At 62.1% G+C, this 26156-nt stretch carries 23 protein-coding genes; 7 read left to right on the top strand and 16 right to left on the bottom strand.

From position 1 onward, the window contains the following. The first annotated feature begins 35 nt into the window (after positions 1-35). Positions 36-617: a hypothetical protein gene (locus tag ACQ4W6_RS09510; protein ID WP_436566942.1), complete on the top strand. Its 582-nt coding sequence runs from the start codon at positions 36-38 to the stop codon at positions 615-617. A gap of 185 nt (positions 618-802) precedes the next feature. Here ACQ4W6_RS09510 and mmsB read toward each other — a convergent pair whose 3' ends face one another. The 5 genes from mmsB to ACQ4W6_RS09485 form a co-directional block, all read right to left on the bottom strand. Next, positions 803-1708, bottom strand: coding sequence for a 3-hydroxyisobutyrate dehydrogenase (mmsB, locus tag ACQ4W6_RS09505; RefSeq protein ID WP_436566941.1), 906 nt, complete (start codon positions 1706-1708; stop codon positions 803-805). A gap of 65 nt (positions 1709-1773) precedes the next feature. Continuing rightward, positions 1774-2907 carry an enoyl-CoA hydratase/isomerase family protein gene (locus ACQ4W6_RS09500; RefSeq protein ID WP_436566940.1) on the bottom strand — a complete coding sequence of 378 codons (1134 nt, stop codon included), beginning with the start codon at positions 2905-2907 and terminating at the stop codon, positions 1774-1776. After that, positions 2900-3685, bottom strand: a complete 786-nt coding sequence (locus ACQ4W6_RS09495; RefSeq protein ID WP_436566939.1) for an enoyl-CoA hydratase — start codon at positions 3683-3685, stop codon at positions 2900-2902. Before ACQ4W6_RS09495 ends, ACQ4W6_RS09500 begins: the two co-directional genes overlap by 8 nt. After that, positions 3682-4842, bottom strand: coding sequence for an acyl-CoA dehydrogenase family protein (locus tag ACQ4W6_RS09490; protein ID WP_436566938.1), 1161 nt, complete (start codon positions 4840-4842; stop codon positions 3682-3684). The genes ACQ4W6_RS09495 and ACQ4W6_RS09490 overlap by 4 nt, the downstream gene beginning before the upstream one ends. A gap of 9 nt (positions 4843-4851) precedes the next feature. Then, positions 4852-6369: a CoA-acylating methylmalonate-semialdehyde dehydrogenase gene (locus ACQ4W6_RS09485; RefSeq protein ID WP_436566937.1), complete on the bottom strand. Its 1518-nt coding sequence runs from the start codon at positions 6367-6369 to the stop codon at positions 4852-4854. 157 nt (positions 6370-6526) lie between these two features. Between ACQ4W6_RS09485 and ACQ4W6_RS09480 the strand changes: the two genes are divergently transcribed. Then, positions 6527-7912, top strand: coding sequence for a short-chain fatty acyl-CoA regulator family protein (locus ACQ4W6_RS09480; protein ID WP_436566936.1), 1386 nt, complete (start codon positions 6527-6529; stop codon positions 7910-7912). On the opposite strand, the gene ACQ4W6_RS09475 is transcribed toward ACQ4W6_RS09480, so the two are convergent. From ACQ4W6_RS09475 to ACQ4W6_RS09445, 7 genes are read right to left on the bottom strand one after another with little or no spacing between them, the layout of a single operon-like run. Next, positions 7909-8970, bottom strand: a complete 1062-nt coding sequence (locus tag ACQ4W6_RS09475; RefSeq protein ID WP_436566935.1) for an adenosine deaminase family protein — start codon at positions 8968-8970, stop codon at positions 7909-7911. The two genes, ACQ4W6_RS09480 and ACQ4W6_RS09475, sit on opposite strands and share 4 nt — an antisense overlap. Positions 8971-8995: 25 nt before the next feature. Then, positions 8996-9940 (bottom strand): nucleoside hydrolase, encoded by a 945-nt coding sequence (locus ACQ4W6_RS09470; RefSeq protein WP_436566934.1) that lies wholly within the window; start codon positions 9938-9940, stop codon positions 8996-8998. A 40-nt stretch (positions 9941-9980) separates the two neighbouring features. Next, positions 9981-11012: an ABC transporter ATP-binding protein gene (locus ACQ4W6_RS09465; protein WP_436566933.1), complete on the bottom strand. Its 1032-nt coding sequence runs from the start codon at positions 11010-11012 to the stop codon at positions 9981-9983. A gap of 13 nt (positions 11013-11025) precedes the next feature. After that, positions 11026-11805 (bottom strand): ABC transporter permease, encoded by a 780-nt coding sequence (locus ACQ4W6_RS09460; protein ID WP_436566932.1) that lies wholly within the window; start codon positions 11803-11805, stop codon positions 11026-11028. A gap of 13 nt (positions 11806-11818) precedes the next feature. After that, entirely contained in the window at positions 11819-12658 is an 840-nt protein-coding gene (locus ACQ4W6_RS09455; RefSeq protein ID WP_436566931.1) for an ABC transporter permease, read from the bottom strand. Positions 12659-12679: 21 nt separating this feature from the next. Then, on the bottom strand, positions 12680-13702 hold the full coding sequence (locus tag ACQ4W6_RS09450; protein ID WP_436566930.1) for an ABC transporter substrate-binding protein: 1023 nt from the start codon (positions 13700-13702) through the stop codon (positions 12680-12682). Between the two features lie 58 nt (positions 13703-13760). Beyond that, positions 13761-14864 carry a porin gene (locus tag ACQ4W6_RS09445; RefSeq protein WP_436566929.1) on the bottom strand — a complete coding sequence of 368 codons (1104 nt, stop codon included), beginning with the start codon at positions 14862-14864 and terminating at the stop codon, positions 13761-13763. A gap of 239 nt (positions 14865-15103) precedes the next feature. On the opposite strand from ACQ4W6_RS09445, the gene ACQ4W6_RS09440 reads away from it, so the two are divergent. Beyond that, a complete protein-coding gene (locus tag ACQ4W6_RS09440) occupies positions 15104-16021 on the top strand; it encodes a LysR family transcriptional regulator (protein WP_436566928.1) in 918 nt (305 codons plus the stop codon). Between the two features lie 8 nt (positions 16022-16029). On the opposite strand, the gene rsmA is transcribed toward ACQ4W6_RS09440, so the two are convergent. From rsmA to ACQ4W6_RS09420, 4 genes are all read right to left on the bottom strand, one after another. Beyond that, the gene (rsmA, locus tag ACQ4W6_RS09435; protein WP_436566927.1) at positions 16030-16809 is read right to left on the bottom strand and encodes a 16S rRNA (adenine(1518)-N(6)/adenine(1519)-N(6))-dimethyltransferase RsmA; all 780 of its coding nucleotides are present in this window, start codon (positions 16807-16809) and stop codon (positions 16030-16032) included. Between the two features lie 51 nt (positions 16810-16860). Beyond that, the gene (pdxA, locus tag ACQ4W6_RS09430; RefSeq protein ID WP_436566926.1) at positions 16861-17910 is read right to left on the bottom strand and encodes a 4-hydroxythreonine-4-phosphate dehydrogenase PdxA; all 1050 of its coding nucleotides are present in this window, start codon (positions 17908-17910) and stop codon (positions 16861-16863) included. Positions 17911-17932: 22 nt separating this feature from the next. Beyond that, on the bottom strand, positions 17933-19336 hold the full coding sequence (locus tag ACQ4W6_RS09425; protein WP_436566925.1) for a peptidylprolyl isomerase: 1404 nt from the start codon (positions 19334-19336) through the stop codon (positions 17933-17935). Between the two features lie 103 nt (positions 19337-19439). Next, a complete protein-coding gene (locus ACQ4W6_RS09420; RefSeq protein ID WP_436566924.1) occupies positions 19440-21689 on the bottom strand; it encodes an LPS-assembly protein LptD in 2250 nt (749 codons plus the stop codon). A 99-nt stretch (positions 21690-21788) separates the two neighbouring features. On the opposite strand from ACQ4W6_RS09420, the gene ACQ4W6_RS09415 reads away from it, so the two are divergent. From ACQ4W6_RS09415 to ACQ4W6_RS09400, 4 genes are read left to right on the top strand one after another with little or no spacing between them, the layout of a single operon-like run. Beyond that, on the top strand, positions 21789-22856 hold the full coding sequence (locus tag ACQ4W6_RS09415) for an aminoglycoside phosphotransferase family protein (protein ID WP_436566923.1): 1068 nt from the start codon (positions 21789-21791) through the stop codon (positions 22854-22856). Positions 22857-22899: 43 nt separating this feature from the next. Beyond that, positions 22900-23622: an N-acetylmuramate alpha-1-phosphate uridylyltransferase MurU gene (gene murU, locus ACQ4W6_RS09410; protein ID WP_436566922.1), complete on the top strand. Its 723-nt coding sequence runs from the start codon at positions 22900-22902 to the stop codon at positions 23620-23622. Further along, the gene (locus ACQ4W6_RS09405) at positions 23622-24944 is read left to right on the top strand and encodes an aminopeptidase P N-terminal domain-containing protein (RefSeq protein WP_436567095.1); all 1323 of its coding nucleotides are present in this window, start codon (positions 23622-23624) and stop codon (positions 24942-24944) included. Before murU ends, ACQ4W6_RS09405 begins: the two co-directional genes overlap by 1 nt. Before the next feature lie 9 nt (positions 24945-24953). Next, the gene (locus tag ACQ4W6_RS09400; RefSeq protein ID WP_436566921.1) at positions 24954-26096 is read left to right on the top strand and encodes a UbiH/UbiF/VisC/COQ6 family ubiquinone biosynthesis hydroxylase; all 1143 of its coding nucleotides are present in this window, start codon (positions 24954-24956) and stop codon (positions 26094-26096) included. Positions 26097-26156 lie beyond the last annotated feature (60 nt).

The raw sequence follows: 26156 nt of genomic DNA, 5'->3' as shown, positions 1-26156 counted from the left end.
CCACGCGATTCGTCACCACTATTTTGGAGAAATACATGAAGTTATCCTGCCTGCGTCCACTCGCCGCGCTGCTGCTGACCCTGGGACTGGCTGCCTGCGGCGGCAAGGCCTCGTATGATGTCAGTGGCACCATCACTGGCTTGAACAATGACGGCCTGACCCTGGCCAACGGTAGCGATACCGTCTTGCCAGCCGCTGGCACCACCAGCTTCACGTTCGCCAAGCGCATCGACTATGGCACCGATTACAACATCACCGTCACGAAAAATCCTGCCCACATGAATTGCAGCGTCAGCGGCGGTTCCGGCTCGGCTGGCCATTACCTGACGATCAGCGCGCTGGTTACTTGCTCGCAAAACGCCTACAGCGTTGGCGGCACGATTACCGGCCTGACAGTGGACGGCCTGGTGTTGATTAACGGCAATGCAACGACAACGGTAGCCAAGGATGCCACGGCCTTTACCATGAGCGGCGCGGTTGCCTATGGCACCAGCTATGGTATCAGCGTGTTCACCCAGCCAACCGGCCTGGTATGCACAGTAACGCCTGGCACCGGCACGGGCACCATGGGTGAAGCGAATGTGACCACGGTGCAAGTGGCCTGCAACCCGGGCTAAGCGGTGTGCTGGCAGCCGCGCAGCAGCTGCCAGGAAGAGATATCATGGAAATCTATAATTGATATTACAAATATAAATTGGAGTTATATGTGGCGATGCAGCATAATGCATCTGTCTCCTCCAACTCTTCCAAGAATTGGATTTAGCCCGCTTTTATCAGCGGGCTTTTTTTTGCCAAAAATTGCCTAAACGGCCGGCTTCTGCAAGCCTGGCTGCAGCATTTGCACGATGCTGGAGAAATCCTGCTGGGCATAACCGGCCTGCGCATGCAGTTGGTATAGCTGGCGCACCAGAGCGCCCAAGGGCGTGGGCGCGTTCGCCGACAAGGCCGACTGCTGCGCCAGGCCCAGGTCTTTCAGCATCAGCGCCGTGCCGAAGCCGCCGCTGTAGTTGCGCGAAGCGGGCGTGCCATCCATGACGCCCGGCCACGGGTTGTACACTTCCAGGGTCCAGTTGCGGCCCGAACTCTTGGCCATGATGTCGGACAAGACTTTCGGATCGAGGCCATGCGCCACGCCCAGGTTCAGTGCCTCGGCCGTGCCCGCCATCAAAATTCCCAGCAGCATGTTGTTGCAAATCTTCGCCACTTGGCCCGCGCCCGCCTCGCCCGCGTGGAAAATGTTCTTGCCCATCTTTTCCAGCAAAGGCCGCGCTTGCTGCAAGGCCGCGTCCGGACCGCCGACGATGAAGGTCAGGGTGCCGGCCGCCGCGCCAGCCGTACCGCCCGAGACGGGCGCGTCGATCATGGCAAAGCCCCGCGCCGTGGCTTCCTGCGCCACTTGCCGCGCCACATCGGCGGCGATGGTGCTGCAATCGATGAACAGGGCGCCCGGCTTGGCCGAATCGAGCACGCCCCCTGCCGCCAGGTACAGTTCCTGCACGTGCCTGTCGGCCGGCAGCATGGTGATGACGGCATCGGCCGTCTGCACGGCCGCGCTGGCGGAAGCGGCAGCGGTGGCGCCCGCCTCGACCAGGGACGCCACGGCAGCGGGTGCCAGGTCGAAGACGGAGACATGGAAGCCAGCCGCCACCAAATTGCGGGCCATCGGTGCGCCCATGTTGCCTAGGCCAATGAAAGCGATATGTTGCATAAAAATCTCCTGTAGCGCCTAAAAAAGCCCATGGCCCTGAGCATTTTTATGCACTACTTAAATGTTTAAATGGGTAGGTCGGCCAATGGATGCTGTGTCCACGGTGCCTTGAAATATTCCTCCAGATACGCTGCGCTGACGTCACTCAGGCTGCTTGGGCGCCATTGCGGCGCGTTATCCTTGTCGATCAGCAAGGCGCGCACGCCTTCCGCAAAATCGGCGTGAAAGCAACATTGCACGGCAACAATCAATTCCAGCTGGAATACTTGTGCCAGGCTCAGGTGACGCGTGCGCTCGCGCATGGCCCATACCAGGGCAGCCGAACTGGGCGCACCCTTGTCCAGCGAGTGGGCCGCCTTTTGCAGCCAGGCCACATCGCCGTCATAGGCGGCAATGGCAGCGACCACTTCGAGCAAGGTCGGTGCTTGCGTCAAGGCAGCGATGGCGTCGAAGTTGGCGCGCACTTCAGACACGGGCAACAACGATGCCGGCGCCGAAAAGCCGCGCAGCAAGCGGCTCAGCTGCTGGTGATTCGTTTGCGGGGAAACTTGCCACTGGGCCAGCGCCAACGCGTCGAGCACCATGGCGCGCTCTTCCTGGCGCAGGAAATAGTCGCCCAGGCCCGTAAACAGGGCATCGGCTGCATTCAAAGGCGCACCCGTCAAGCCCAGGAACAAGCCGCTGCGCCCCGGCATGCGTCCCAGGAACCAGCTGCCACCCACGTCGGGGAACAGGCCAATCGTGATTTCCGGCATGGCGATGCGCGTGCTTTCCGTCACCACGCGGTGGCTGGCGCCCGCCATCAAGCCCAGGCCGCCGCCCATGACGATGCCGCCACCCCACACCAGCAGTGGTTTTGCATACGTATGGATGCGGTGGTCGAGCCGGTATTCTTCGGCAAAGAAGGCCAGCGCCTGCGGGTTCGGCACGACACCGGGCTGCTGGGCGACGGCAGTACGCAAGCTGCGCACGTCGCCCCCGGCGCAAAAGGCCTTATCGGTCGATGATTGCAGCACCACGCAGGCGATCTGCGCGTCATCGGCCCAGCGGATTAACGCCTGATCGACGGCGCGGATCATCTCCAGGGTCAGGGCGTGCAGTGATTTTGGCGCATCCAGGGTGATGACGCCCAGCTTCATGCCGCCGGGACAGTCGCGCTCCTCGATCTTCACCGTATCAATCAGAGTGCTTTCAGCCATTCTTCCACTCCGCCGGACGTTTTTCCAGGAAGGCTTGCACGCCCTCTTTCTGGTCTTGCGTATCGAACAGGCCGAGGAACAGGGTGCGTTCATCGGGCAGGGAACTCACCAGCGGATGGCTACGCGCGCCCTGGATCAGGGTCTTGCACGCCGCCACGCTGCCGGGGCTCTGGCGCGCCACCTTGGCCGCCAGCGCCAGCGCCGTGGCGACACCCTTGCCGGTCGGCACGACTTCCTCGACCAGGCCGATGGCCAGCGCCTTGGCCGCATCGACCCGTTCGCCGCACAAGATCATGCGCTTGGCCCAGCCTTCGCCCACCAGCCACGGCAAATGCTGCGTGCCGCCCGCGCATGGCAGCAGGCCGACGGACGCTTCCGGCAAGGCCATCTGCGCGTGTTCCTCGGCAATGCGGATATCGCAGGCCAGCGCGCATTCGAGCCCGCCGCCCATGGCATAGCCATTGATGGCGGCGATGCTGACGCCGCGAAACGCGGACAGCGCCTCGAAGGCCTCGCCAAAGGCGGCCGCCATGGCGAACGCCGTGTCTTTATTGCCATCGGCAAACACTTTCAAGTCGGCACCGGCCGAGAAGAACTTGGCGCCCCCGCCCGTGATCACCAGCGCATACACGCCGGGGTCCGCGTTCAGGTCGGCCACCAGCTCCGTCAGGGCGCGCAGGCTGGCCAGGGTCCACGTATGGGCGGGCGGATTGTCAAGGGTTACCAGGGCCGTATGGCCATGGCGCTCAAACAGCAAATTTGTATACACTTTGGTCATCGCAAGGTCTCCGTGGCGCCGTCTTTCAGTATCGCTCGCGCGATAATCAGGCGCATGATTTCATTTGTCCCTTCCAGGATTTGATGTACGCGCGTGTCGCGCACATGGCGCTCGAGCGGATACTCGCGGATGTAGCCGTAGCCGCCATGCAACTGCAGGGCATCGTTGGCGACATTAAAACCCGCATCCGTGGCAAAACGCTTTGCCATGGCGCAATACGCGGTGGCGTCCGGGCTTTCCTGGTCTAGTTTCCAAGCGGCAAGGCGCACCATCTGGCGCGCCGCCACCAGTTCCGTCAGCATGTCGGCCAGCTTGAATTGCAGGGCCTGGAACTGGGCCAGCTCGCGGCCGAACTGCGTGCGCTCTTTCATGTACGCTTGCGCCCGCGTCAATGCCGCCTGCGCCGTGCCCACCGAGCACACGGCAATATTGATGCGCCCGCCATCGAGGCCCTTCATGGCAATGGCAAAGCCTTCGCCTTCCGCGCCCAGCAAGTTGCCAACCGGCACTTTCACCTGGTCAAAGCTGATGATGCGCGTGGGCTGGCTGTTCCAGCCCATCTTTTCTTCCTTCTTGCCATACACTATGCCGGGCAAGTTGGCCGGCACGGCAAAGGCGGAAATGCCGGCCGCGCCCTCGCCGCTCGTGCGCGCCATGACGATCAGCATGTCCGTCTGGCCCGCGCCGGAAATGAAGGCTTTCGTACCGTCAAGAACATAAAACTCGCCGTCTTTGACGGCTTTCGTGCGCAGGGAGGCCGCATCCGACCCCGCTTGCGGCTCCGTCAGGCAATAGCTGGCCAGCTTCTGACCGGCCGCCAGGGCCGGCACCCACTCATCGCACAGGGCTTCCTGGCCCCAGCGCGACAGCATCCAGGTGGCCATGTTGTGGATCGTGATATAGGCCGTGGTCGAGGTGCAGCCGCCTGCCAGCTCTTCAAACACGATGGCCGCATCCTGGCGCGACAGGCCCAAGCCGCCCCAGCGCTGTGGCGTGTACAGGCCGCAAAAGCCCATCTCGCCCGCTTTCGCGATCGTTTCCACGGGGAAAATCGATTCCGCATCCCAACGCGCTGCGTGTGGCGCCAGTTCGCCTTCGGCAAACGCGCGCGCCGCCTGCTGGAACTCGCGCTGCTCGTCGCTCAGTTCAAAGTCCATGCCGGCTCCTTATTTGAGGCTGATGGTGGTGTTGACCTTGCCCACCGAGGCCGCATCCGTGAACCAGCGCTGGGTAATCGTTTGCGTCTGCGTGTAGAACAGCACGACTTGCTTGCCGAACGGGCCCAGGTCGCCCAGTTTCGAGCCGCGCGAACCCGTAAAGCTGAACAGGGGCACAGGCACGGGAATAGGCACGTTGATGCCCACCTGGCCCACGTCGATTTCTTCCTGGAAATAACGCGCGGCCGCGCCGCTTTGCGTAAACAGCGCCGTGCCGTTACCGTTCGGATTCGCGTTCACCAGGGCGATGGCTTCATCAAGCGTGTCGACTTCGACGACGATCAGCACGGGGCCAAAGATTTCCTGGTCATACACGACCATGCCGGGTTTGACGCCGGACAAGATCGTCGGCCCGACGAAGTTACCGTTCGGATAGCCGTCGACCTTCACGTCGCGCCCGTCGAGCGTCAAGGTCGCGCCCTCTTCCACGCCCCTGGCGATCAGGCTGAAGACGCGCTCTTTTGCCGCGCACGAGATCACGGGGCCCAGGTCCGGGTTGTCCTTGCCGGCGCCCACGCTCAAGGTTTGCGCTTTGGCAGCCAGCTCCGGCAACCATGCGCGCGCTTCGCCTACCAATACGGCCACCGAGGCCGCCATGCAGCGCTGGCCGGCGGCGCCGAAGCCCGCGCCCAGCAACTGGTTCAGGGTCTGTTCCTTGTTGGCGTCAGGCAAGACGACGGCGTGATTCTTCGCGCCCATCATGCACTGCGCGCGCTTGCCGTTCAGGCTGGCGCGTTGATATACATGCGTGCCCACCTTGCTGGAACCGACAAACGAGATCGCCTTGATGTCCGGGTGGTCGCACAGGGCGTTGACCACGTCTTCGCCGCCGTGGATGACGTTCAGCACGCCAGCCGGGATGCCCGCCTGCAAGGCCAGGCGCACCAGTTTTTCCGTCACCAGCGGGTCTTGCTCCGATGGTTTCAGCACGAACGTATTGCCGCAGGCAATCGCCATTGGGAACATCCACAGCGGAATCATGGCGGGGAAATTGAATGGCGTAATGCCGGCGCACACGCCCAGCGGCTGCATCACGCTGTAGGTATCGACGCCGCCAGCCACGTTTTGCGCGTATTCGCCCATTTGCAAAGTGCCGATATTGGCAGCGTGCTCGACTACTTCCAGGCCACGGAAGATGTCGCCTTCCGCGTCGAGCAGGGTCTTGCCCTGTTCCATGGTCAGGGTGGCGGCCAGGTCGGCCATGTTTTCGCGGATCAACTGCTGCAATTTCAGGAAAATGCGCGCGCGCGCGCCAATCGGCGTCTTGCGCCAGGTCTTGAAGGCGCGCTGGGCCGAGGCGATGGCGGCATTGACTTCGTCCGGCGTGGCGAACGGTACACGGGCCAGCACTTCCTGCGTGGCAGGGTTGACGACATCGCGCCAGACGGTGGTGCGGGATTCGACCCACTCGCCATTGATCAATAAGGGAACGGTTGGAAGGTTAATAGCAGCAGTTTGCGTGGTCACTCGGTGTCTCCTGGTTTGAGGTATAGGTCTGTTTGCATTATTCGCACAATGTCCGCTGCAAACAAGGCGTGAAAATGCGAGATAATGCAAACACGAATCTGTTAATCTGCAAATATTGTAAATTTGCAGATTCCACAAAGGTCAGGAAGGAAACGCAATGGCAAAGGTTTTCATGGGCGTGCGCCTGCAGCGCCTACGCGAGGAACGGCGCATGACGCAGGTGGCGCTGGCCAAGGCGTTGGGCATCTCGCCCAGCTACCTGAACCAGATGGAGCGCAACCAGCGCCCGCTGACGGTGCCGATTTTATTGCGCATCGGCAGCGTGCTGGGTGTCGATCCACAGATCTTTTCCGAGCACGACAGCGCCAGCCTGGTGGCCGATGTGCGCGACGTCTTCGGCGAATTGCCCGATGCGCCGCCCACTTCGATGGCCGAGCTGAAAATGCTGGTGGAAAACATGCCGGAACTGGCGCGCTCGATTTTGCTCTTGCAGCGGCGCTACCGGGTGATGGCGGAACGGGCCGATACGCTGGCCGCGCGCCTGGACGACGGCAGCCGGGGCGCCAGCTCGGCGGCGCCGTCCACGGACGAGGAAGTGCGCGAATACCTGAACCGGCGGCAAAACTATATCGATGAGCTGGACCGGGCCGCCGAAGCGGTGGCCAGCGAATTCGATCCCGCCTTGCGCACGCTCGACGCGCTGCAAGGCCGGCTGCTGGAGCGCCACAATGTCAAAGTGCAACTATCCGATGGCGATGCGGGCATGGTGCGCAAGCACCGCTTTGATGCGCAACAACATATATTGTGGTTGCCCGATACCTTGACGGGCGGCCAGCGCGCGTTCCAGATGGCGGCGCAAATCAGCCTGCTCGAACACAGCGCGATGATCGACGCCCTGGTGCTGGCGGCGGGCTTTTCCGGCGCAGCTGCGCAAACGAGCGCGCGCCTGGCGTTGTCGAATTATTTCGCCGGTGCGCTGTTGATGCCTTACCAGCGCTTCTTGCAGGCGGCGGAAACGCGCGCCTACGATATCGAGCGCCTGGCGCACCAGTTTGGCGTGGGTTTCGAAGCCGTGTGCCACCGCCTGAGCACCCTGCAACGCCCCGATGCGGCGGGCCTGCCCTTCTTTTTCGTGCGCGTGGACCGTGCAGGCAATGTCTCGAAGCGCCAGTCGGCGACGGATTTCCACTTTTCGCGGGTGGGCGGCACCTGCCCCTTGTGGATCGTGTATGACGCCTTCAGCCATCCGGGGCAGGTGCTGACGCAAGTGGCCAGCATGCCGGACGGCTGCACCTATCTGTGGATCGCGCGCCAGGTCAGCACGGCCTCGCCCGGCTTCCGTGCGCCGGGCAAGACTTTCGCCGTGGCGCTGGGCTGCGACATTTCTCAGGCGCACCGGCTGATTTATTCGAAGGGACTCGATTTGCACGACCCCACCAGCGCCACGCCGATCGGCACGGGCTGCAAGGTGTGCGAGCGGCAGGCCTGCCCGCAGCGGGCGTTTCCCTCGCTGCTGTTGCCGCCACCGCCGGTATCGGCTTAAGACGCGTCGACGACCCTTGCCCGCAGGGCGTCGAACTGGGCGCAGAACTGCGCCCGCCAGTCGCGCCGCGTGCTCTCGTCGATCCAGGCCGCATCGAGGCCATTCAACATGAAGCCGCGCATGTCGTCCAGGCCGAAGCCGAATTCACGCATCATCATCCAGGCGCCGGTCGGCGTGACGTGGTGCAAGGTCGGGTCGTCCGTGTTCGGATGCAGTTTCAAGCCCAGCTTGGCCATGGCGCGGATCGGGTGATCCAGCGCCCAGCGCTCGGGCGCCAGGGTGCGCAAGTAATATGAATTGGTCGGCACCACCGTAAATACCAGGCCCCGCTCGACGCAGCGCTGCGCCAGTTGAGGATTATCAACAATCGTGTAGCCGTGGTCGACCCGGTCCACCTGCAATGCATCAATCGCCGTTGCCACGTTCATCCACGGCATGCCGAATTCGCCCGCATGGGCCGTGCACTTGAAACCGGCTTCGCGCGCGGCGCGGTAGGCTTCGATGAAGAGTTCAGGCGGGCGGTCGTTTTCGCGGTAATCGATGCCGATGCCGATGACTTCCGGCGCGCGGTGCGCCTTCATCCATTCCACCATTTGCACCGCTTCGGCCGGGCTGGCTTCACGGTCAATGCTGGGGATAAGGCGGCCGATCACGCCAAAATCGCGCTGCGCGTCGCGGATGGCGGCCACGATGGCGTCTTGCGCTGCGTCATAGCGGATACCCGAGATGCGCACGGTGCCGGTGGGGTTCCAGAAGAACTCCGCATAGCGCACGCCGTGGCCATGCGCGTCTTCCAGGTATTCATACGCCAGGCAATACAGGTCCGCAGGCGAGACGATCAGGTGTGCGTCGAGCGCGCGCAGCACGCGCAGCACGCCGACGGGCTTGTCGCCGCGCGTATAAAACGCGTCAATTTCTTCAGGGGTGACGACATTGCCCGTCTTTGCGGCCAGGTTGCGGAAGGTTTTCTGGCGCACCGTGCCGAACAGGTGGCAATGCAGCTCCACCTTCGGCATGGCGCGTAAAAACTGTTCGATGCTCAGGGGTGAAATAGACATGAAGCTCGTTTCGTGTAAGAGTGGATCAGGCAAGAATGGCCGTCAGGCGGCGCATCAGCAGCGCGATGGCGGCTGGGCCGTCGGCCACCATTGCCACTTGCGTGTTGATGGCGGCGCGGCGCGGCACGCGAAATTCGCACACCGTCATGCCGCGCGTCAGTTCGCCCTTCAATTCGATGGCCACGTGGGCCGGCAGGAACTGGAACAGCTGCGGCGCTTCCAGGTACAGGGCCACCACCGGGTCGTACATGGGCATGGGCACGGAACCGTCAGCACTGCGGATACGCACATACGCTTCCAGGTAGCCGGCCAGCAGCTGCGCACGCGGCGTGCCGATGGCGCGCAACTGCTGCACTTGCGCGTTCGTCACCAGCAACTGGCGGCACAGGTTCAAGCCGAACATGCGCAGCGCGATGCCGGACTTGAACACCTGGCCGGCCGCTTCCGGGTCGGCGTAGATATTGAATTCGGCCGCCGCCGTATGGTTGCCCTGGTCGCTGGAGCCGCCCATCAGGATGATTTCAACGATTTTTCCGGCGATATCGGGCGCGCGGGCCAGCGCTGTTGCAAGATTCGTCATCGGCGCAATCGCCATGATGGTGATCTGGCCAGGATGCTTGCGCACGGCGGCGATCAGCGCATCGACGGCGTGGCCCGCGGCATCCATGCTGGCGCCGGGCGGCAGCACATCGCCCGTGGTCGGCATGCCGCTCTCGCCGAGGATGCACTGCGCCGTCTCGATGACGCCCGCCAGCGGCTCTTCGCAGCCGCGGTAGATCGGCACAGTCAAACCATCATGGGCCTTGATGCGCAAGGCATTGTCGTAGGTGATGGCGACGGGCGCATTGCCCGCCACCACGCTCACGCCCAGCCATTCGATATGCGGATTGCTGCCCAGCAGCAACATCGTCAGCCAGTCGTCAAAACCGGGATCGGTATCGAGCCAGATCTTCTTCAAGGGTTTGTCCATGATGGTGTCCAGTGGAAATTAAGCAGCAATTAAGCAGCAATTAAGCAGCCAAACACAGGGCGCTGTCCGTGGGCAGCACGAAGGAAACGGCCGTGCCTTCGCGCCAGGTGGCGCCGCCGGCCGCGCAAATGCCCTTGACCTGGCCCAGCGGCGTTTGCAGCAGGTATTCGACGGTGTCGCCCAGGAAGCCCCGCGCCAGCACGGTACCCGGGTATTGACCTGCGGCATCGTCCGGCGCGCAGACGCGCACCTTGTCCGGACGCCAGCCCAGCACCGTGGTACCGGCAGCGACAGCGGCCGCATACGGCAGGCTGGCGCCCGCATGGTGCAGCGCGCCGTCGCGGTAATCAAACAGGTTTTCAAAGCCCATGAAGTTGGCGACGAAGCGCGTCGACGGCGTATTGAAGACGGCTTCCGGCGCGGCCAGCTGCTCGATGTGGCCGCTGTTCATGACGACGATGCGGTCCGACAGGGCCAGCGCTTCTTCCTGGTCATGCGTCACGTACAGCATGGTGATGCCCAGCTCGCGCTGGATGCGGCGCAGCTCGGCGCGCATCTGCACGCGCAGCTTGGCGTCCAGGTTCGACAGCGGTTCGTCCAGCAGCAGCAGGGCCGGTTCGACGACGATGGCGCGCGCCAGCGCCACGCGCTGCTGCTGGCCGCCGGACATCTGCGCCGGCAAACGCGTCTCGAAGCCCGTCAGTCCCACGGCGGCGATGACCGCTTCGACCTTGGTTTTCAGCAGGGCCGGCGCAACCTTGCGCAAGCGCAAACCGAAGGCGATGTTGTCGTATACATTCAGGTGCGGGAACAGGGCATACGACTGGAAGACCATGCCGATATTGCGCTTGTTCGGCGCCAGCTTGCCGATTTCGCGGCCATCCAACACGATGCGGCCCGATTGCAGCGGCATCAGGCCGGCAATCGCGCGCATGGTGGTGGTCTTGCCGCAGCCGCTGGGGCCCAGCAGGGAAATCAGTTCGCCCTGCTCGACGTGCAGGTCCAGGTCTTTCACCGAGGTGGTGTTCTTGGCGTAGCCGAGGTTCAGCTTGTGCAGTTCCAGATAACTCATGGTGTGTTGCCTCTTACATGTATTTAGAAATGCCCAGCACCTTCTCGGTCACCATCACGAATGCCATGGTGAACAAGACCAGCAAGGTCGACAGGGCAGCGATCGACGGGTCGAAGCTGTTTTCCATATGCCCCAGCATCTCGATGGGCAAGGTGCTGATGCCCGGTCCCGTCAGGAACAGCGAGACGGGCACCTGGTTGAACGAGGTGACGAAGGCGAGGAAGAAGGCGGCGATCACGGCGTTGCGGATATTCGGCAGCACGATCATGAAGAACGCCCGCAGGCGCGACGCGCCCAGGGTGATGGCGGCATCCTCGATATCGACGCGCAGGTTGACCAGGCTGGCGTACACCACGCGCACCGAATACGGTATCAACAGCGCGATATGGCCGATCAACAAGCCCACATACACGGGCGCATTGATGGTCAAGACCAGGTGGTGTAGCAAGCCCAGGCCCACCAGGATGGCGGGAATGATCAGGGGCGAGGTCAGCACCTGGCGGATGGCGCCGATGCCCGGCGGCGGCATGCGCGAAAACGCGTACGCGACGGGTATGCCCAGCAGCAGCGCGATGACGGTGGCAATCAGGCCGATTTCCAGGCTGGTCTGGAAGGCGCGGCGGAACTCGGGCGCCGCCCACACTTCGAGGATCCAGCGCAGCGAGTACGACTCGGGCGGGAAGGCCAGCGTTTCGCCGCCGGAAAACCCGGCCAGCACCACGATGGCGAAGGGGCCCAGCAGGAACAGGAACACCAGCCATAAGACTGCACGTGAGAATAAGCTTTCTTTCATGTCAGGCTTTCTTTCATACCGAGCTCCGGCTCGAGGAAATACGTTTAAGGCCGGCGTTCACCAGCAAAGTCATGCAAACGAGGATGACGGCGATCACATTGGCCGCGCCAAAGTCGCTCTCCACGCTGACCTTCTGGTACAGCAGGGTTTCAAGCATCAGCACCTTGGTGCCGCCCAGCAAGGCCGGTGTCACATAGGCCGTCACGCAGCCCGTAAACACCAGCGTGCCGCCGACCACCAGGCCTTCCTGCGTCAGCGGCAGGGTGACCTTGCAAAATACTTGCCATGGATTGGCGCCCAGGGTGGCGGCAGCCGGTTCCACGTCGCGCGGCAGGTTTTCCAGCGCGCCCGCCAGCGACATCAGCATCAGCGGCAGCAGCAATTGCAACAGGCCGACAAAGACGGCAAATTCACTGAACAGCAAGCGCAGCGGCTCTTCCGTCAAGCCCATGTTGACCAAGGCCCCGTTGACGGCGCCGTTGCGGCCCAGCAAGACGATCCAGGCATAGGTACGCGCGATGGGCGAGACCATCAGCGGCAAGATCATCATGCCAACCACCATGCCACGCCAGCGTGGCGACACGCGCGCCACGGCCTGCGCAGCCGGATAGCCGAGGATGATGGACGCTAACGTCACCAGTGCGGCGATGCGCAGGGTGCGCCAGAAGATGGTGCGGTTGAATTCCTGCGAGAAAAATTCGATGAAGCGGTCGAAGCCCCATTGCATGCCGTCGCCGACGCGGAAGGCGTCGACCAGCAAGGCCAGCACGGGCAGCAGGAAGCAAACGACGATAAAGATCAGCGCAGGCAAGACCAGCAGCAGGCCCAGGCGCTTTTTTGGATCAGCAAACATGGTGTTTTCTCCTCGTCACCACTATTTGCTCATGGCCTTGTTCCACTGCGTCATCCAGTTGGTGCGCTGCTTGAGAATGGTCTCGGGCTTGACGAACTTGAGCGAATTGATCTGGTCGGCGCCATACGTATTGAATTGCGCGGCCGCCACCGACAGGCGCACTTCCTTGTTGACGGGCGAGTCGACCAGGTTGGTTGCCAGCTGCGTCTGCACTTCCTTGGACAGCCAGAAATCCATCAGTTGATACGCCAGGTCCGCGTTCTTCGAACCAGCGACGATGCCCATCACGTTCATGCCGGCCGCCTGGCCTTCGGCCGGGATGCTCCACTTCAGGGGCAGGCCCGTCTTGAGCATTTGCGACCAGGTGAAGCGCGCCACGGGCGCGGCCCAGATTTCATCCTGGGCGAACAGGGCCGCCAGCTGCGCGCTGTTTTTCGAGAACGTGACGACGTTACCCTTCATGCCGACAATCTTGTTGAAACCGGTGGCATAGTCGTCCGTCTTGCCGCCCCAGGCCGCATCGGCCATGCGCAGCATCAGCGGTCCCTGCGTGGTGCTCACGTCAGGCAAGGCCACGCGGCCCTTCAGTTCAGGGCGCCACAGGTCCTTCCAGGACGTCAGCGGGGCGATCTTGTCGCTGCGGTACACCAGGCCCACCGAATACAGGGTGTAGCCGACGGCGAAGTTGCCGCCGATCGGGTTTTTCGCCACGTCATACAACGCTTTGTAATTGCTCAGCCTGGCGTAATCCATGGGCTGGATCACGCCCTTCTGCGCCGCTTCCAGCATGCCGGAATCGGACAGCAGCACCAGGTCGATCACCGGGTTCTTGCTGTGCACCACCAGCTTGGCGATGCGGTCCGCGTTATTCCCCGTTTCCACCTTGATATCGCAACCGCATTTGGCCTTAAACGGCTCGTACACATACTTCATGAACAAGGGTTGGGCAATCGGATAGGCCGAAATGACCAGCTCGCGTTTTTCCGCGTGGGCGGCGTTTGCCAGCAAGCCTAGGCTCAACGCCAACATGAGGTGCTTTTTCAAGATGCTTCCTTTCAGGGGGCGGCGCTGCAGGACAGCGCCTGTAAAGATGAGTCAGTCGTCAGAAATAATGTCGCATGCCAACAATCAAGACGCTTTGCGTCTTGCCACCGGAGGCGCCGAAACCGAACACGCGGGCAAACGTCGCATCGCCGGCGGCCTTCTGGTAGCTCCAGGTGACGGCGACATCGGTGCGCTTGGACAGGAAGTAATCGGCCTGGAAGTTGACCTGATGCCATTTCGGCGTCTTGTTGACCACATCATATTTTCCGGTGGTAAAGAAATACGATGCACCCAGGTTCAGCGCTTCCGTCAGCTTGTGGTTCATGTTCAGATCCACGTTTTGCAAGGTCAGATTGCTTTGATCCATGTAGTGGTAGCGCACGTTGGTGTACAGCGCGCCAAACTTGGTCCTGCCCACATTATAAAAGCCTCCCGTGCCGGCAATGGCCTGGCTGTTCACGCCGGCGCCGCTGACGGCGCTTTTGTTGAAGATCAGCAAGGAACTGCCATAGTCATTGCCGATGGCGCCATTCGGCGCTTCCGGGGCATTCGGGTGGTCCATCTTGGTATAGGCGACGGCCCAGCTGAAGGCATCGACTTTGTAGCCGGCGCCCATGCTGTAGACGCGGTTGCGGTTGGAATCTGTCGGATTTTCGCTGAAACCGTACAAGCCGGTGAACGACAGGTTGCTGATGTTCGGGCTGACATACTTGACGGCATTTTGCACGCGCAAGTTGTTGTAGCCATTGTCGTTGTCGCCGATATGCACGCCGTTACTGGCGATGACCACCGGGCCCAGCAAGTCCTTGACCGCTTCGTACTGGCGGCCCAGGGTCAGGGTGCCCTTGTCGTTGCTCGACAGGCCCACATACGACTGGCGGCCGAATAAACGGCCGCTTTGCGCTGCCACGCCCGTCATCACATTGAAACCGTTCTCCAGCACGAAGATGGCCTTGGTGCCGTCGCCCAAGTCTTCCTGGCCACGGAAACCGATGCGCGGATTCTGGTTGGTGCCGCTCAGCGCGTGCGTACGGCTGCCGTTACCTTCATCCGAGACATAGCCGATACCAGCCGACAACAAACCATACACTTGCACGCTGCTTTGCGCCTGCGCCGCTCCCTGCGCCGCCAGCAAGCCACCCACTACCATCGTTCCAGTCATCCATTTGTTCATCGCCGCCGCCCTAAAAAAGAGTAAACCCTGAGTTTTTTTGGAATTATTTTTGATTGCAATGTCCCTTGCATGCTGGCCGCCGCGAGTGCCGGCGCCGCCTGGCAAGCACTTCCCTGAAAATTGTTGCTTCCGAGACAAGTAAAGACCAGTCCAGAATATGGTAAATTGCAGGATAAGAAAATTTGTTTATTTTTATAAATCCATTACTTTTTCTAATAAGCAAACCAATGCATGAACTGAGCAAGAAAATTTCCTTACGACATTTACAAGCGTTTGCCACCCTAGCCCGGGTAAACAGCTTCAGCAAGGCTGCACAGGAATTGTGCGTGACCCAGCCGGCGCTCAGCGCCTCGATCAAGCTGCTGGAAAACCAGCTGGGAAAGAAGTTGTTTAACCGCACAACCCACCAGCTGGAACTGACGCGCGAAGGCAAGCTGGCGCTCGATTACGCCACGCATTTATTGAATACAGCGAGTAATACCTTTGCCGATATCCAGCGCGCCATCGGCAGCGGACGGCACCGCATCCGCATCGGCGCGATTCCCTCGGCGATGGCCATGACGGCGGCCGTGGTGGCGCGCTACAGCGAGCAGCATGGCGACGAGGTGGAAATCGTCCTATCGGACATGCCCAACGATGGCTTGCTGCATGCCCTGCATTCGGGCCAGCTGGACTTTTGCGTGGGTATCGAGGTGCCCGGTTCCGTTTCGCTCGAAAGCGTGGGCCTGTTCGAAGACGAACTGGTGCTGGTCACGGCGGGGCGCCATGCGCTGGCGCCGCTGAAGGAAGTGCGTTGGGAACAGCTGGCGGGCCAGGAAATCGTCGTGTTTACCAAGGGCAGCATCTGGGAGTTCGCCTCCAGCGCGCTGCGCCAGCATGGCTTGAGCCCGTCGAGCCTGTACCAGATGATACACAGCGAGTCGCTGTATGGCGTGGTGCGCGCCGGCATCGCCGTGGGCATCATGCCCAGCCTGTATACGACTTTCCTCAACGATGAGGAACTGCACGTGGCGCCGTTGCGCCAGCCCACCTGCAAGCGCAAGATCGCCTTGATGCGGCGCAATGAAATCAGCCGCAACCACCATGTCGACGATTGCTTTTCAGCCCTGCGGCAGGACCTGCAGCAAGTCGACCAGTGGTTTTAAGTTAACAATTACGCAGGCGCTTTTAACAAATTTGCCAGGGCCACATACTGCTCCAGGCCCACGGTTTCCGGGCGCAGGGTCGGGTCGATGCCGGCAGCCTTGATTTGGTCTTCCGTAAACATGCCGGCCAGGCAGTTGCGGATCACCTTGCGGCGCTGCGAAAACGCCTTCATGACGACCGCTTCCAGGGTGGCCTGGTCGCACGCCAGGCGCTCAGCCACGGGGATCATGCGCACGATGGCCGATTCCACTTTCGGCGGCGGGTCAAACGCCGTCGGCGGCACGATGAACAGCAGCGACATGTCATAGCGCCATTGCAGCATCACGGACAAGCGGCCATACGTCTTGCTGCCCGGCTCGGCCACCATGCGCTCGACGACTTCCTTTTGCAGCATGAAATGCTGGTCCTGCACCAGCGGCGCGAAATCGGCCAGGTGAAACAGCAGCGGGCTGGAAATGTTGTATGGCAAGTTGCCCACGATGCGCAGCTTCTGGCCGGCCGGCACGGGAATTTGCGCGAAATCAAATTTCAGCGCATCGCCCGAGTGGATCGTCAGCTTGGCCGGATTGAAGGTCTTTTCCAGGCGCACGATCAGGTCGCGGTCCAGTTCCACCACGTGCATCTGCTTCAGGTGACGCAGCAACTGCTCCGTCATGGCGCCCAGGCCGGGCCCGATCTCGACCATGGCATCGTCCGGCTGCGGTGCGATGGCGGCCGTGATGTCGTTCAGCACGAAGCGGTCATGCAGGAAGTTCTGGCCAAAGCGTTTGCGGGCAACGTGTTTCATATTCTGTTTTTCTATAAATGCGGGTAAGGCGCGGTGATGCGGATGAGTGGCTCAGGCGGCGCGGCTGGCGCGCAGCATATCGAGCGCCGTTTGCAGGGCCTGCTGCATGCTGTGGCAATCGGCCAGCCCCAGCCCTTGCGCGGCCAGGTCGAGCGCCGTGCCATGGTCGACCGAGGTGCGGATCAGCGGCAAGCCCAGCGTGATATTGATGCCGCGCCCGAAGGTGGCATATTTCAGCACGGGCAAGCCCTGGTCGTGGTACATGGCCAGCACGCAGTCGGCGTCCGCCAGATACTTGTGCTGGAACAAGGTGTCGGCCGGATACGGCCCGCGCGCATCGATGCCACGCGCTTGCGCCGCGGCGATGGCCGGCGCGATGACGTCGATTTCCTCGCGTCCCAAGTAGCCGCCCTCACCCGCATGCGGGTTCAGGCCGGTGACCAGGATGCGCGGCGCGGCGATGCCGAATTTTTGTTGCAAATCAAGCTGGAGGATATCCAGCGTGACGGCCAGGCTGTCTTGCGTGATGGCAGCCGAGACGTCTTTCAGGGGCAAGTGCGTGGTCGCCAGCGCCACGCGCAGGGTCGGCTCGCCATGGCCGGGTTCGCCGGCCAGCATCATGACCACTTGCGGCGTGCCGGTCTTTTCCGCCAGGTATTCCGTATGGCCGGAAAACGCCACGCCCGCGTCGTTGATCGTGCTTTTTTGCAAAGGCGCGGTGACCATGGCGCCAAACCAGCCCGCCGCGATGCCTTCCACGGCCGCGTCCAGGGTGGCCAGCACGGAACGGCCATTATCCTTGTCGAGCACGCCAGGAATGACGTTGTTGACGGTGGGAATGTCGATCACGGCCAGGCGGCCAGGGCCAAACTGGGGCAAGCCGCTGTTGCGCACGGCTTGCAGCGACAGCGCCGCCAGGCGGATGTCCGGGTCGATCAGGCTGGCTGTCAGCGCCAGGAAGGCGGCGTCGCCCAGCAAGATGCAGTTGACCTCGTTGCGCATGGCCCAGGCGGCACGGATGGAAATTTCCGGGCCGACGCCGGCAGGCTCGCCACAGGTGATGGCGATGGCGGGACGGCCTGGTGCAGACAAGTTACTCATGCGCAAATAGTCACTGAAACGATCACTGGTCTTCGGCGCGGAATTCGACGTAGGCGCGGTCGCGTACTTCACGCGCCCAGTTTTCCGTCGCTTCTTCCAGCTTGCGCTCGCGCAAGGCATTGCGCGCGGCACTGCGCTGCTTCTCTTTCGAAACGTCGTCGCTCTTGCGCTCCAGCACTTCGATCAGGTGGAAACCAAAGCTCGATTCGATCGGCTCGCTCACTTCGCCCGGTTTCAGGGCATTCATCGCCGTTTCGAATTCTGGCACGGTGTCGCCTGGATACAGCCAACCCAGGTCGCCACCCTTGGCAGCCGAGCCATCGTTCGAGAACAAGCGGGCCAGGTCTTCGAACTTGGCAGCCTTGTTGTCGAGGCGCTCTTTCAATTCCGCCAATTTACGCTTGGCTTCGGCAGCCGACAGCGCCGGCGTGATTTTCAGCAGGATGTGGCGGGCATGCGTCTGCTGCACGGCGGCCACGGCTTGCGCCTGGGCAGCGCTGCGGCGGTCCACCAGCTTCAGGATATGGAAGCCCGTGTTGCTCTTGATGATAGGCGTGATCTGGCCAGGCTTCAATTTCAGCAACTGTTCCGTGAACAATGGCGGCAAGCGGTCGCTGGCGCGCCAGCCGATATCTCCGCCGCTCAGCGCATCACTGGCATCGGAGTAGCTGGCAGCCATCTTGGAAAAATCGGCGCCCGTGCGCAGCTGGCGGCTGACTTCTTCGGCACGCGCGCGGCGCGCGGCGATCTGTTCGGGGCTGGAGTTTTCCGGGATGCGTACGAGAATCTGCGCCAGGTTCATCTCGACCTGTTCGCTGGCCGCCGCTTTTTCTGCTTCCAGGAAATTGTCCACTTCGGAATCCGAGATCTGGATCTTGGCGTCCACTTCATGTTCGCGCAGGCGCTGCATGATGATTTCATCGCGGATTTCTTCGCGGAAGGTCGCAAACGGCGTGCCTTCTTTTTCCATCTGGTTGCGCAAGTCTTGCACCGTCATTTTTTGCTGTTCAGCAATACGGCCAATCGCACGGTCCAGGGTCAGGTCATCCACGCGCACGCCCATTTCCTTGGCCAGCTGCATTTGCGCGCGCTCAACGATCATGCGTTCGAGCAATTGGCGACGCAGGTCGGCAGGATCTGGGACAGGAATATTCTGCGCCTTCATGCGCTGCTCCACGCTCTTGATGCGGGCCGCCACTTCATTGCGCGTGATCACGTCGTCATTGACGACGACGGCGATGGAATCGATGGTCTGGCCGCTGCTCGACTTTGGTGGCGTGAAACCCTTGGCCGGTGCAGGCGCGGCTACCGCAGGCGCAGCAGCAGCCGGCTTGGCGGCAGGCGCAGCCTGTTGCGCCCAGACACTACTGGTCGTGGCGCCGGAAATGGCGCACAACAGAACCGTTGCAATTTTGAGTTGGTGCATACTGGCATTACGCATAATGTGTAGAGCGCTCATGAGTTCAAGTGAATAAAAAAACCGGTTTGTGCCAGCGCCGGTGATACCGGCGGCGGCAACGGTGACCATCTTAACGGAGTGGCTGGCTCAGTGCCTGATAGCCAGGTATGGTTTTGGTAAATGTTTCCAGGCCATTTGCCCCCAGGCCCAGGCCGTTCGACAGGCCCGTCAATTCCAGCTGGAAGAAAATCGGTGTCGACGCATTCTTGGCCGAAGTCACGAAACGCTGCGCCCCCATGCGGAACACCCAGCAATCGCCCTTGTATTCCAGGCCGATCAGGCTTTCCAGCATGCGCCGGTCGAGCAAGGAATAACTGATGCGGCCCACGCCGTACAGGCGGTCCGTCAGCGGCCATTGGGTCGACACTTCGGCGTTGCGGAAACTACCACGCTGGAAACGATTGCTGAAATTCAATACTTTCTTCGGACCGGGCTGATATTGCATGGTGTATTGGTAGCTCATCAACTGGCGATCGCTGGGATTGTACTGCACCAGACTGTCGACGGTCCAAGTCTCCGACACGCGGCCCGTTGCCGCCAGCAAGATGTCCGAGCGCGACTGGTTGACCGGCGTGGTCGACGTGAGCTGCACGCGCTGGTCGGCAAAATAGAAACGCTGGCCGAACGTCAGGCGCATGCGCTCGGCGCCATCGGGCTGAAGAAAGCGCGAGACCACGGCTGCCGTGACCTGGTTGGCGTCGCCGATGCGGTCGCTACCGACGAAGCGGTTTTCCGTGAAGATCTGCGTCAGGTTGAAAGTACCGTCGGCCGTATCGAAGTTGGGGAACTGCGACTGGTCGCGGTACGGCGTGTAGACGTAGAACAGGCGCGGCTCCAGCGTTTGCGTGCCGCCCTTGGCGCCAAACAGGTTCGTATCGCGTTCAAACACCAGGCCGCCGTCGAGCGAGAAGGTCGGCACGGCGCGCGTGAGCGAGGTATTCGGGAACTGCGCCTGGGTCGTGGCGTTGTTGTCGAGCTGGTAGGCGCTGGCATTCAACATCAGCTTGGGCGTGATGAAATAACCAGGGCGGATGATAGGGAAACTCACTTGCGGCACGGCCACCACGCGCGATCCCTGCACCAGGGTCGGGTGCACGAAACGCGTCGCTTCCGCGTCGAACGACCAGTCGAAACCGCCCCAGACGTCATATTTGCCAGCATGAAAGTTGACCGAAGGCAAACGATCATATGGACGCGTGACGAACAGGCTGGGATCGGTGGCCGCATCGGGATCTTGCAGCACCTGGTAATTCTGCACGCGCGCCGTCAGGCTCCAGTCTTCGGTACGGTAATCGGTACGCAATTCGCGCAGCAACTGGCGCTCGGTGGCGCTGGCCACGTTTTTCGAAAAGTCGCTCGGATATTCATTGTCGGACGCTTCGCGCACATCCCAGCCATAGGTCCAGCCCTTGGCCAGCGCCTGCTCATGCTTGGACTTGATCATGTAGCGGTCGGTCTTGGTCTGCTTGTCGTTGGGCAAGTACTCGAACGATGTTTCGCCGCTGTACAAACCGGCATCGGTTTCGCCCAGGTAGCGCCCGATGGCGCCCAGCTGGATGCCGCGCCGCTGTATGTATTTGGGGAACAGGGTCAGGTCGCGGTTTGGCGCGATATTCACGTAATACGGGACCGTCAGCTCAAAGCCGTTCTTCGAGGCAAAACCTGGCGTGGGCGCCAGCCAGCCCGAACGGCGCGCGCCCGACAGCGAAAACGAGATGCCGGGCGTGCCGAGGATGGGCACGTCCTTGAAATAGATGATGGTCTTGCCACCGGTACCGACGTCACGGCCCGTATCGAGGTTCAAGGTGCTCGATTTCAGGTACCAGTCCGGATTCGGGCCCTCGCAGGTACTGTAGGTACCGTCAATGACATTGGCTTCGTCGGGATTGATGAAGTCGACGCGCTCGGCCTTGCCCTGGCCGCCGCCCACTTCGAAGCGGTAAGTCGGGTTGAGCAGGAAACCCTTGCCCGTTTCCATGTTCAGCTTGAGTACATCGCCCGTGTAATAATTGCCAAAACGCCACATCTTGATGTGGCCTTCGGCGTCGAACTGATCTTCAACTTGTTTGTAACAAGCTGTATCGGACGTCATTTTTGTGGTTTTTCCGCGCTCAATCACGACATTTTTGTCGAGATTGATCTCCCGTTCCGGCCGGCCGCTCATGCTTTCCGCCGTCATGACGGTGGGCGCATCCGGGTCTTCCACATGGACCGGACGCGGTACCTTCTGGGCGTGGACAGGCACCGTCGTGGCGGCGACGAGCGCGCTGATGGCGAAAGCCCAGCGCTGCGAAGGGGGGGAGGCCGAAAACCAGCTCATGAATTGGAAGGGGCAAGCACCATTGACAGGCGATTTTTTGATTTGAATCCCTTATTATATGGGAATCTGCACCATCAACCCGATTCCACAGGCCGCTTAATGTCATTCTCTTCCAATTCCTCCACCGCGCCGGCCCAAGCCGACGCTCGCCTGACCCTGTTGAAAGCCTGGTTGACCTCGCTTAACCTCGTCGCGCCCGATTCCGCCCGCCGCGCCTCCAGCGATGCCAGCTTCCGCCGCTACTACCGCCTCGACGTGCTGCCAGGCAATGCAACATTGCCAGCAAGTACACTGATTGCCATGGATGCGCCGCCCGAACGCGAAAACGTACCCGCCTTCATCAAGGTAGCCGGCTTGCTGAAGGCCGCCGGCGTATCCGTGCCCGAAATCATCGCGCAAGATCTGGACAACGGCTTCCTGCTGCTGACCGACCTGGGCACGAGCACTTATCTGGATGCCCTGAATCACGACAATGCCAGCGTGCTGTACGCCGAAGCACTGGAGTCCCTGATGAAGATCCAGCTGGCCAGCCAACCCGACGTGCTGCCCGAATTCGACCGCGCCTTCATCCTGCGCGAAATGAATCTGTTCCCGGAATGGTTCATCGGCAAGCACCTGGGCGCTACCTTGACGAATGTACAACAAGCCCAGCTGGACAAAGTCTTCGAGGCCATCACGGCGAATATTTTGTCGCAACAGCAAGTATTCATGCACCGCGACTACCATTCGCGCAATTTGATGCACATCAGCGATGGTTCGTTGCCCAACCCCGGCATTCTCGACTTCCAGGACGCCGTCTTCGGCCCCGTCACGTATGACATTGCCTCGCTGCTGCGCGACGCGTATATCCAGTGGGATGAAGAACTGGTGCTCGATTGGGTGATCCGCTACTGGCAGCGCGCCAAGCAACTGGGCCTGCCCGTCAATCCGGATATCGACGCCTTCTACCGCGATTTCGAATTCACGGCCCTGCAGCGCCACCTGAAAATCCTCGGCCTGTTTGCGCGCCTGAACTACCGCGACGGCAAGGACGTGTACATGGGCGACCTGCCAACCGTGCTCGACTACGTGCGCAAGACGGCCAACCGCTACACGGAACTCAAGCCGCTGGTGCGCCTGCTGGACGCCCTGGAAAATAAAACGCCCCAAGTCGGCTACACTTTCTGATGACAGAGCAATTTACAAAAATAAACCAGAAAACGAATATTCCATGAAAGCCATGATCTTCGCCGCAGGCCGCGGTGAACGGATGCGTCCGCTCACCGACACCTGCCCCAAACCGCTACTGAAAGTGCGCGGCCGTCCGCTGATCGTCTGGCATGTGCTGAACCTTGTGCGCGCCGGCATCACCGACATCGTCATCAACCATTCGCACCTGGGCCATCTGATCGAGGAAACCCTGGGCGACGGCAGTGCCTTTGGCGCGCGCATCGCGTATTCGCCGGAAACGACGCCGCTGGAAACGGCAGGCGGCATCGCCCAGGCGCGCCACTTGCTGGGCGAAGAACCGTTTCTCGCCATTTCCGGCGACATCTATTGCCCCTACTTTGATTTCACGCAAGTGCAGGGTGTGCTGGCCGACAAGGACGTGCTGGGCACGCCCTATCCGGCCGACCGGCGCGACATCGCCTGGACTTACCTGGTGGCCAACCCCGAACACCACCCGAAGGGCGACTTCGGCCTGACCTTGTTTGCGATCAATAATACGGACGAGCCGAAATGGACCTTCGCCAATATCGGCGTGTACCGTCCTGAAATGTTCGACGGCGTCCAAGCGGGCAGCCACGCCAGGCTGGGCGACCTGCTGCGCCAGCATGCAGACCAGGGCCGCGTCGGCGGCGAAGTCTATCCGGGCGAGTGGACCAATGTCGGTACGCCGCAGCAGCTCGATGCGCTCAACGGCGTCACCAGCGCAACGGCGCCGGCAGCATGATGGCCAACTACGCGGCCCGGCGCGCGGCGCTGATGGCGCAGATGCTGCCAGGCAGCGTGGCCATCGTTGCCACGGCGCCCGAGGTGCCGCGCAACAGCGATTGCGACTATCCGTATCGCCACGACAGTTATTTTTATTACCTGAGCGGCTTTACGGAGCCTGACAGCGCCGTGGCGCTGGTCGCTGCCAGCGCCACGGCGCCCGCGCGCGCCATCCTGTTTTGCCGCGCCAAAAATACCGAGCGCGAAATCTGGGACGGCTTGCGTCACGGCCCCGAGGCGGCGCGCGCCAGTTTCGGTTTCGATGGCGCCTTTCCCATCGAAGAACTCGATGTGGAAATGACACGCTTGCTGGCCGACGCGCCAGCCCTGTATTACGCCTTGGCTGGCAGCCTCGATGCGCAAGTCAAGCTCTGGCTGCACAATGTGCGCAAGAAGGCACGCAGCGGTGTCACGGCGCCAGCCATCGCACATGACATCAACGGCATGCTCGACGCGATGCGCCTGCTGAAGGACCCGGAAGAACAAGCGCTGATGCGCCGCGCAGCCGCCATCTCCAGCGCGGCCCACGTGCGCGCCATGCGCGCCACGCGGCCCGGCATGCGGGAATATGCGCTCGAAGCGGAACTGCTGTACGAGTTTCGCCGCAGCGGCGCGCAGTTCCCCGCCTATTCGTCCATCGTGGCCGGTGGCGACAATGCCTGCATCCTGCACTACAGCGCCAATAACGCGCTCCTGCAGAAAGGCCAGCTGGTATTGATCGACGCCGGCTGCGAACTCGATGGCTACGCCTCGGACATTACGCGCACCTGGCCCGTCAACGGCCGTTTCAGCGGCCCGCAGCGGGCCCTGTATGAACTGGTGCTGGCGGCCCAGCAAGCGTCGCTGGACATGGTGCGCCCCGGCCTGCCGCACAGCGCCATCCACGAAGCTGCCGTGCAGGTGCTGGCGCAAGGCATGCTGGACCTGGGCTTGCTGGACCGGCAAAAAAGCGGCAGCGTGCAGGACGTCATCGCCGACAAGGGCTACCTGCCGTTCTATATGCATGGCACCAGCCACTGGCTAGGCATGGACGTGCACGACGTGGGCGCCTACCGCGACACGCGCGTGCCCGGCAAGCCGTGGCGCCCCCTCGAAGCGGGCATGGTGCTGACGGTGGAGCCGGGCATCTATGTGCGTCCCGGCGCGGGCGTGCCGGAACAGTTCTGGCATACCGGCATCCGCATCGAGGACGATGTGCTGGTCACGCCGCAAGGCCATGAAGTGTTCAGCACGGCGCCCAAGAGCGTGGCTGAAATCGAACAACTGATGTCACAGGATTAACGCAGCAGCATGCATACACCGTCTTCTTTCGATCTCGCCATCTGCGGCGCCGGCCCCGTCGGCATGGCGCTGGCCGCCTTGCTGGTGCAGCGGGGAGCACGCGCAGCCGGCATCGCCCTGCTCGACGCCAAGTCCGTCGAGCAGGCCAGGCGCGATCCGCGCACCATCGCCCTGTCGCACGGCAGCCGCCAGATTCTCGAGGAAGCAGGCGCCTGGCCCGTGGCCGCGACGCCGATCCATGAAATCCACGTCTCGCGCCGCGGCCGTTTTGGGCGCAGCCTGATGGACCGCAGCGAACACGGCGTCGAGGCGCTCGGCTACGTGGCGCGCTATGGCGCCGTGGTCAGCGTGCTGGCCGACGTCTGCGAACGCCTCGGCGTGGCCACCGTGCGCCCTGCCCTGGTCACGGGCAGTACGCAAGACGGCGACGGCGTGAGCGTGCAGATCGAACAGGGCGGCGCCACGTCAAGCTTGCGCGCCAGCCTGCTGGTGCAGGCCGAGGGCGGCCTGTTTGGCCAGCAGCTGGAACGCGCAGTCAGCCGCGATTATGGCCAAAGCGCCATCATCGCCCATGTACGTAGCAGCGCCCCCATCGCCCACCGGGCCTATGAACGCTTCACCGACGAGGGGCCACTGGCCCTGCTGCCGCAGGACGACGGCTACGCGCTGGTCTGGTGCATGCCGCCCACGCGCGCGGAACAATTGCTGGCCCTCGACGACGCGGCATTCCTGGCGCGCCTGGGCACCGCTTTCGGCAGCCGCCTGGGACGCTTTAGCCACACCACGCCGCGCCTGGCCTATCCGCTGGGCCTGAATGCGCAGGTGGACGGCACGGCGCGCACGGTCGCCATCGGCAATGCGGCGCAAACGCTGCACCCGGTGGCGGGACAAGGCCTGAACCTGGGCCTGCGCGACGCCGCCGTGCTGGCGCGCGTGCTGGCGCAGGACAGCAGCCCAGCCGCACTGGAACGCTATGTAGCCTTGCGCCAGGCCGACCGCGGGCTGACCGTACGCGTAACCGACGCCATGGCGCGCATCTTCACGGGCAGCGCTCCCACGCAAGGCTTGCTAGGCCTGTCGCTGGGATTGCTCGACGCCGTCAGCCCGGCGCGCAAGGGTCTCGCAGAACTGATGATGTACGGCCACCGCTGAGGGCGAAAAAGAAACAGGCGGGAGATTCAACATGGAATAAACGGCCCGTGGATGCGACAA

The sequence above is a fragment of the Janthinobacterium woesei genome (assembly GCF_051380875.1).
Taxonomy (GTDB): domain Bacteria; phylum Pseudomonadota; class Gammaproteobacteria; order Burkholderiales; family Burkholderiaceae_D; genus Janthinobacterium.
Note: the sequence above shows the minus strand (reverse complement) of the source record. Positions and strands in the feature narration are given on the sequence as shown.

Excerpts from the sequence above, each read along its gene's own strand:
- ACQ4W6_RS09510 (WP_436566942.1), top strand. The coding sequence starts at position 36 with ATGAAGTTATCCTGCCTGCGTCCACTCGCCGCGCTGCTGCTGACCCTG.
- mmsB (WP_436566941.1), bottom strand. The coding sequence starts at position 1,708 with ATGCAACATATCGCTTTCATTGGCCTAGGCAACATGGGCGCACCGATG.
- ACQ4W6_RS09500 (WP_436566940.1), bottom strand. The coding sequence starts at position 2,907 with ATGGCTGAAAGCACTCTGATTGATACGGTGAAGATCGAGGAGCGCGAC.
- ACQ4W6_RS09495 (WP_436566939.1), bottom strand. The coding sequence starts at position 3,685 with ATGACCAAAGTGTATACAAATTTGCTGTTTGAGCGCCATGGCCATACG.
- ACQ4W6_RS09490 (WP_436566938.1), bottom strand. The coding sequence starts at position 4,842 with ATGGACTTTGAACTGAGCGACGAGCAGCGCGAGTTCCAGCAGGCGGCG.
- ACQ4W6_RS09480 (WP_436566936.1), top strand. The coding sequence starts at position 6,527 with ATGGCAAAGGTTTTCATGGGCGTGCGCCTGCAGCGCCTACGCGAGGAA.
- ACQ4W6_RS09475 (WP_436566935.1), bottom strand. The coding sequence starts at position 8,970 with ATGTCTATTTCACCCCTGAGCATCGAACAGTTTTTACGCGCCATGCCG.
- ACQ4W6_RS09470 (WP_436566934.1), bottom strand. The coding sequence starts at position 9,940 with ATGGACAAACCCTTGAAGAAGATCTGGCTCGATACCGATCCCGGTTTT.
- ACQ4W6_RS09465 (WP_436566933.1), bottom strand. The coding sequence starts at position 11,012 with ATGAGTTATCTGGAACTGCACAAGCTGAACCTCGGCTACGCCAAGAAC.
- ACQ4W6_RS09460 (WP_436566932.1), bottom strand. The coding sequence starts at position 11,805 with ATGAAAGAAAGCTTATTCTCACGTGCAGTCTTATGGCTGGTGTTCCTG.
- ACQ4W6_RS09455 (WP_436566931.1), bottom strand. The coding sequence starts at position 12,658 with ATGTTTGCTGATCCAAAAAAGCGCCTGGGCCTGCTGCTGGTCTTGCCT.
- ACQ4W6_RS09445 (WP_436566929.1), bottom strand. The coding sequence starts at position 14,864 with ATGACTGGAACGATGGTAGTGGGTGGCTTGCTGGCGGCGCAGGGAGCG.
- ACQ4W6_RS09440 (WP_436566928.1), top strand. The coding sequence starts at position 15,104 with ATGCATGAACTGAGCAAGAAAATTTCCTTACGACATTTACAAGCGTTT.
- rsmA (WP_436566927.1), bottom strand. The coding sequence starts at position 16,809 with ATGAAACACGTTGCCCGCAAACGCTTTGGCCAGAACTTCCTGCATGAC.
- pdxA (WP_436566926.1), bottom strand. The coding sequence starts at position 17,910 with ATGAGTAACTTGTCTGCACCAGGCCGTCCCGCCATCGCCATCACCTGT.
- ACQ4W6_RS09425 (WP_436566925.1), bottom strand. The coding sequence starts at position 19,336 with ATGCACCAACTCAAAATTGCAACGGTTCTGTTGTGCGCCATTTCCGGC.
- ACQ4W6_RS09420 (WP_436566924.1), bottom strand. The coding sequence starts at position 21,689 with ATGAGCTGGTTTTCGGCCTCCCCCCCTTCGCAGCGCTGGGCTTTCGCC.
- ACQ4W6_RS09415 (WP_436566923.1), top strand. The coding sequence starts at position 21,789 with ATGTCATTCTCTTCCAATTCCTCCACCGCGCCGGCCCAAGCCGACGCT.
- murU (WP_436566922.1), top strand. The coding sequence starts at position 22,900 with ATGAAAGCCATGATCTTCGCCGCAGGCCGCGGTGAACGGATGCGTCCG.
- ACQ4W6_RS09405 (WP_436567095.1), top strand. The coding sequence starts at position 23,622 with ATGGCCAACTACGCGGCCCGGCGCGCGGCGCTGATGGCGCAGATGCTG.
- ACQ4W6_RS09400 (WP_436566921.1), top strand. The coding sequence starts at position 24,954 with ATGCATACACCGTCTTCTTTCGATCTCGCCATCTGCGGCGCCGGCCCC.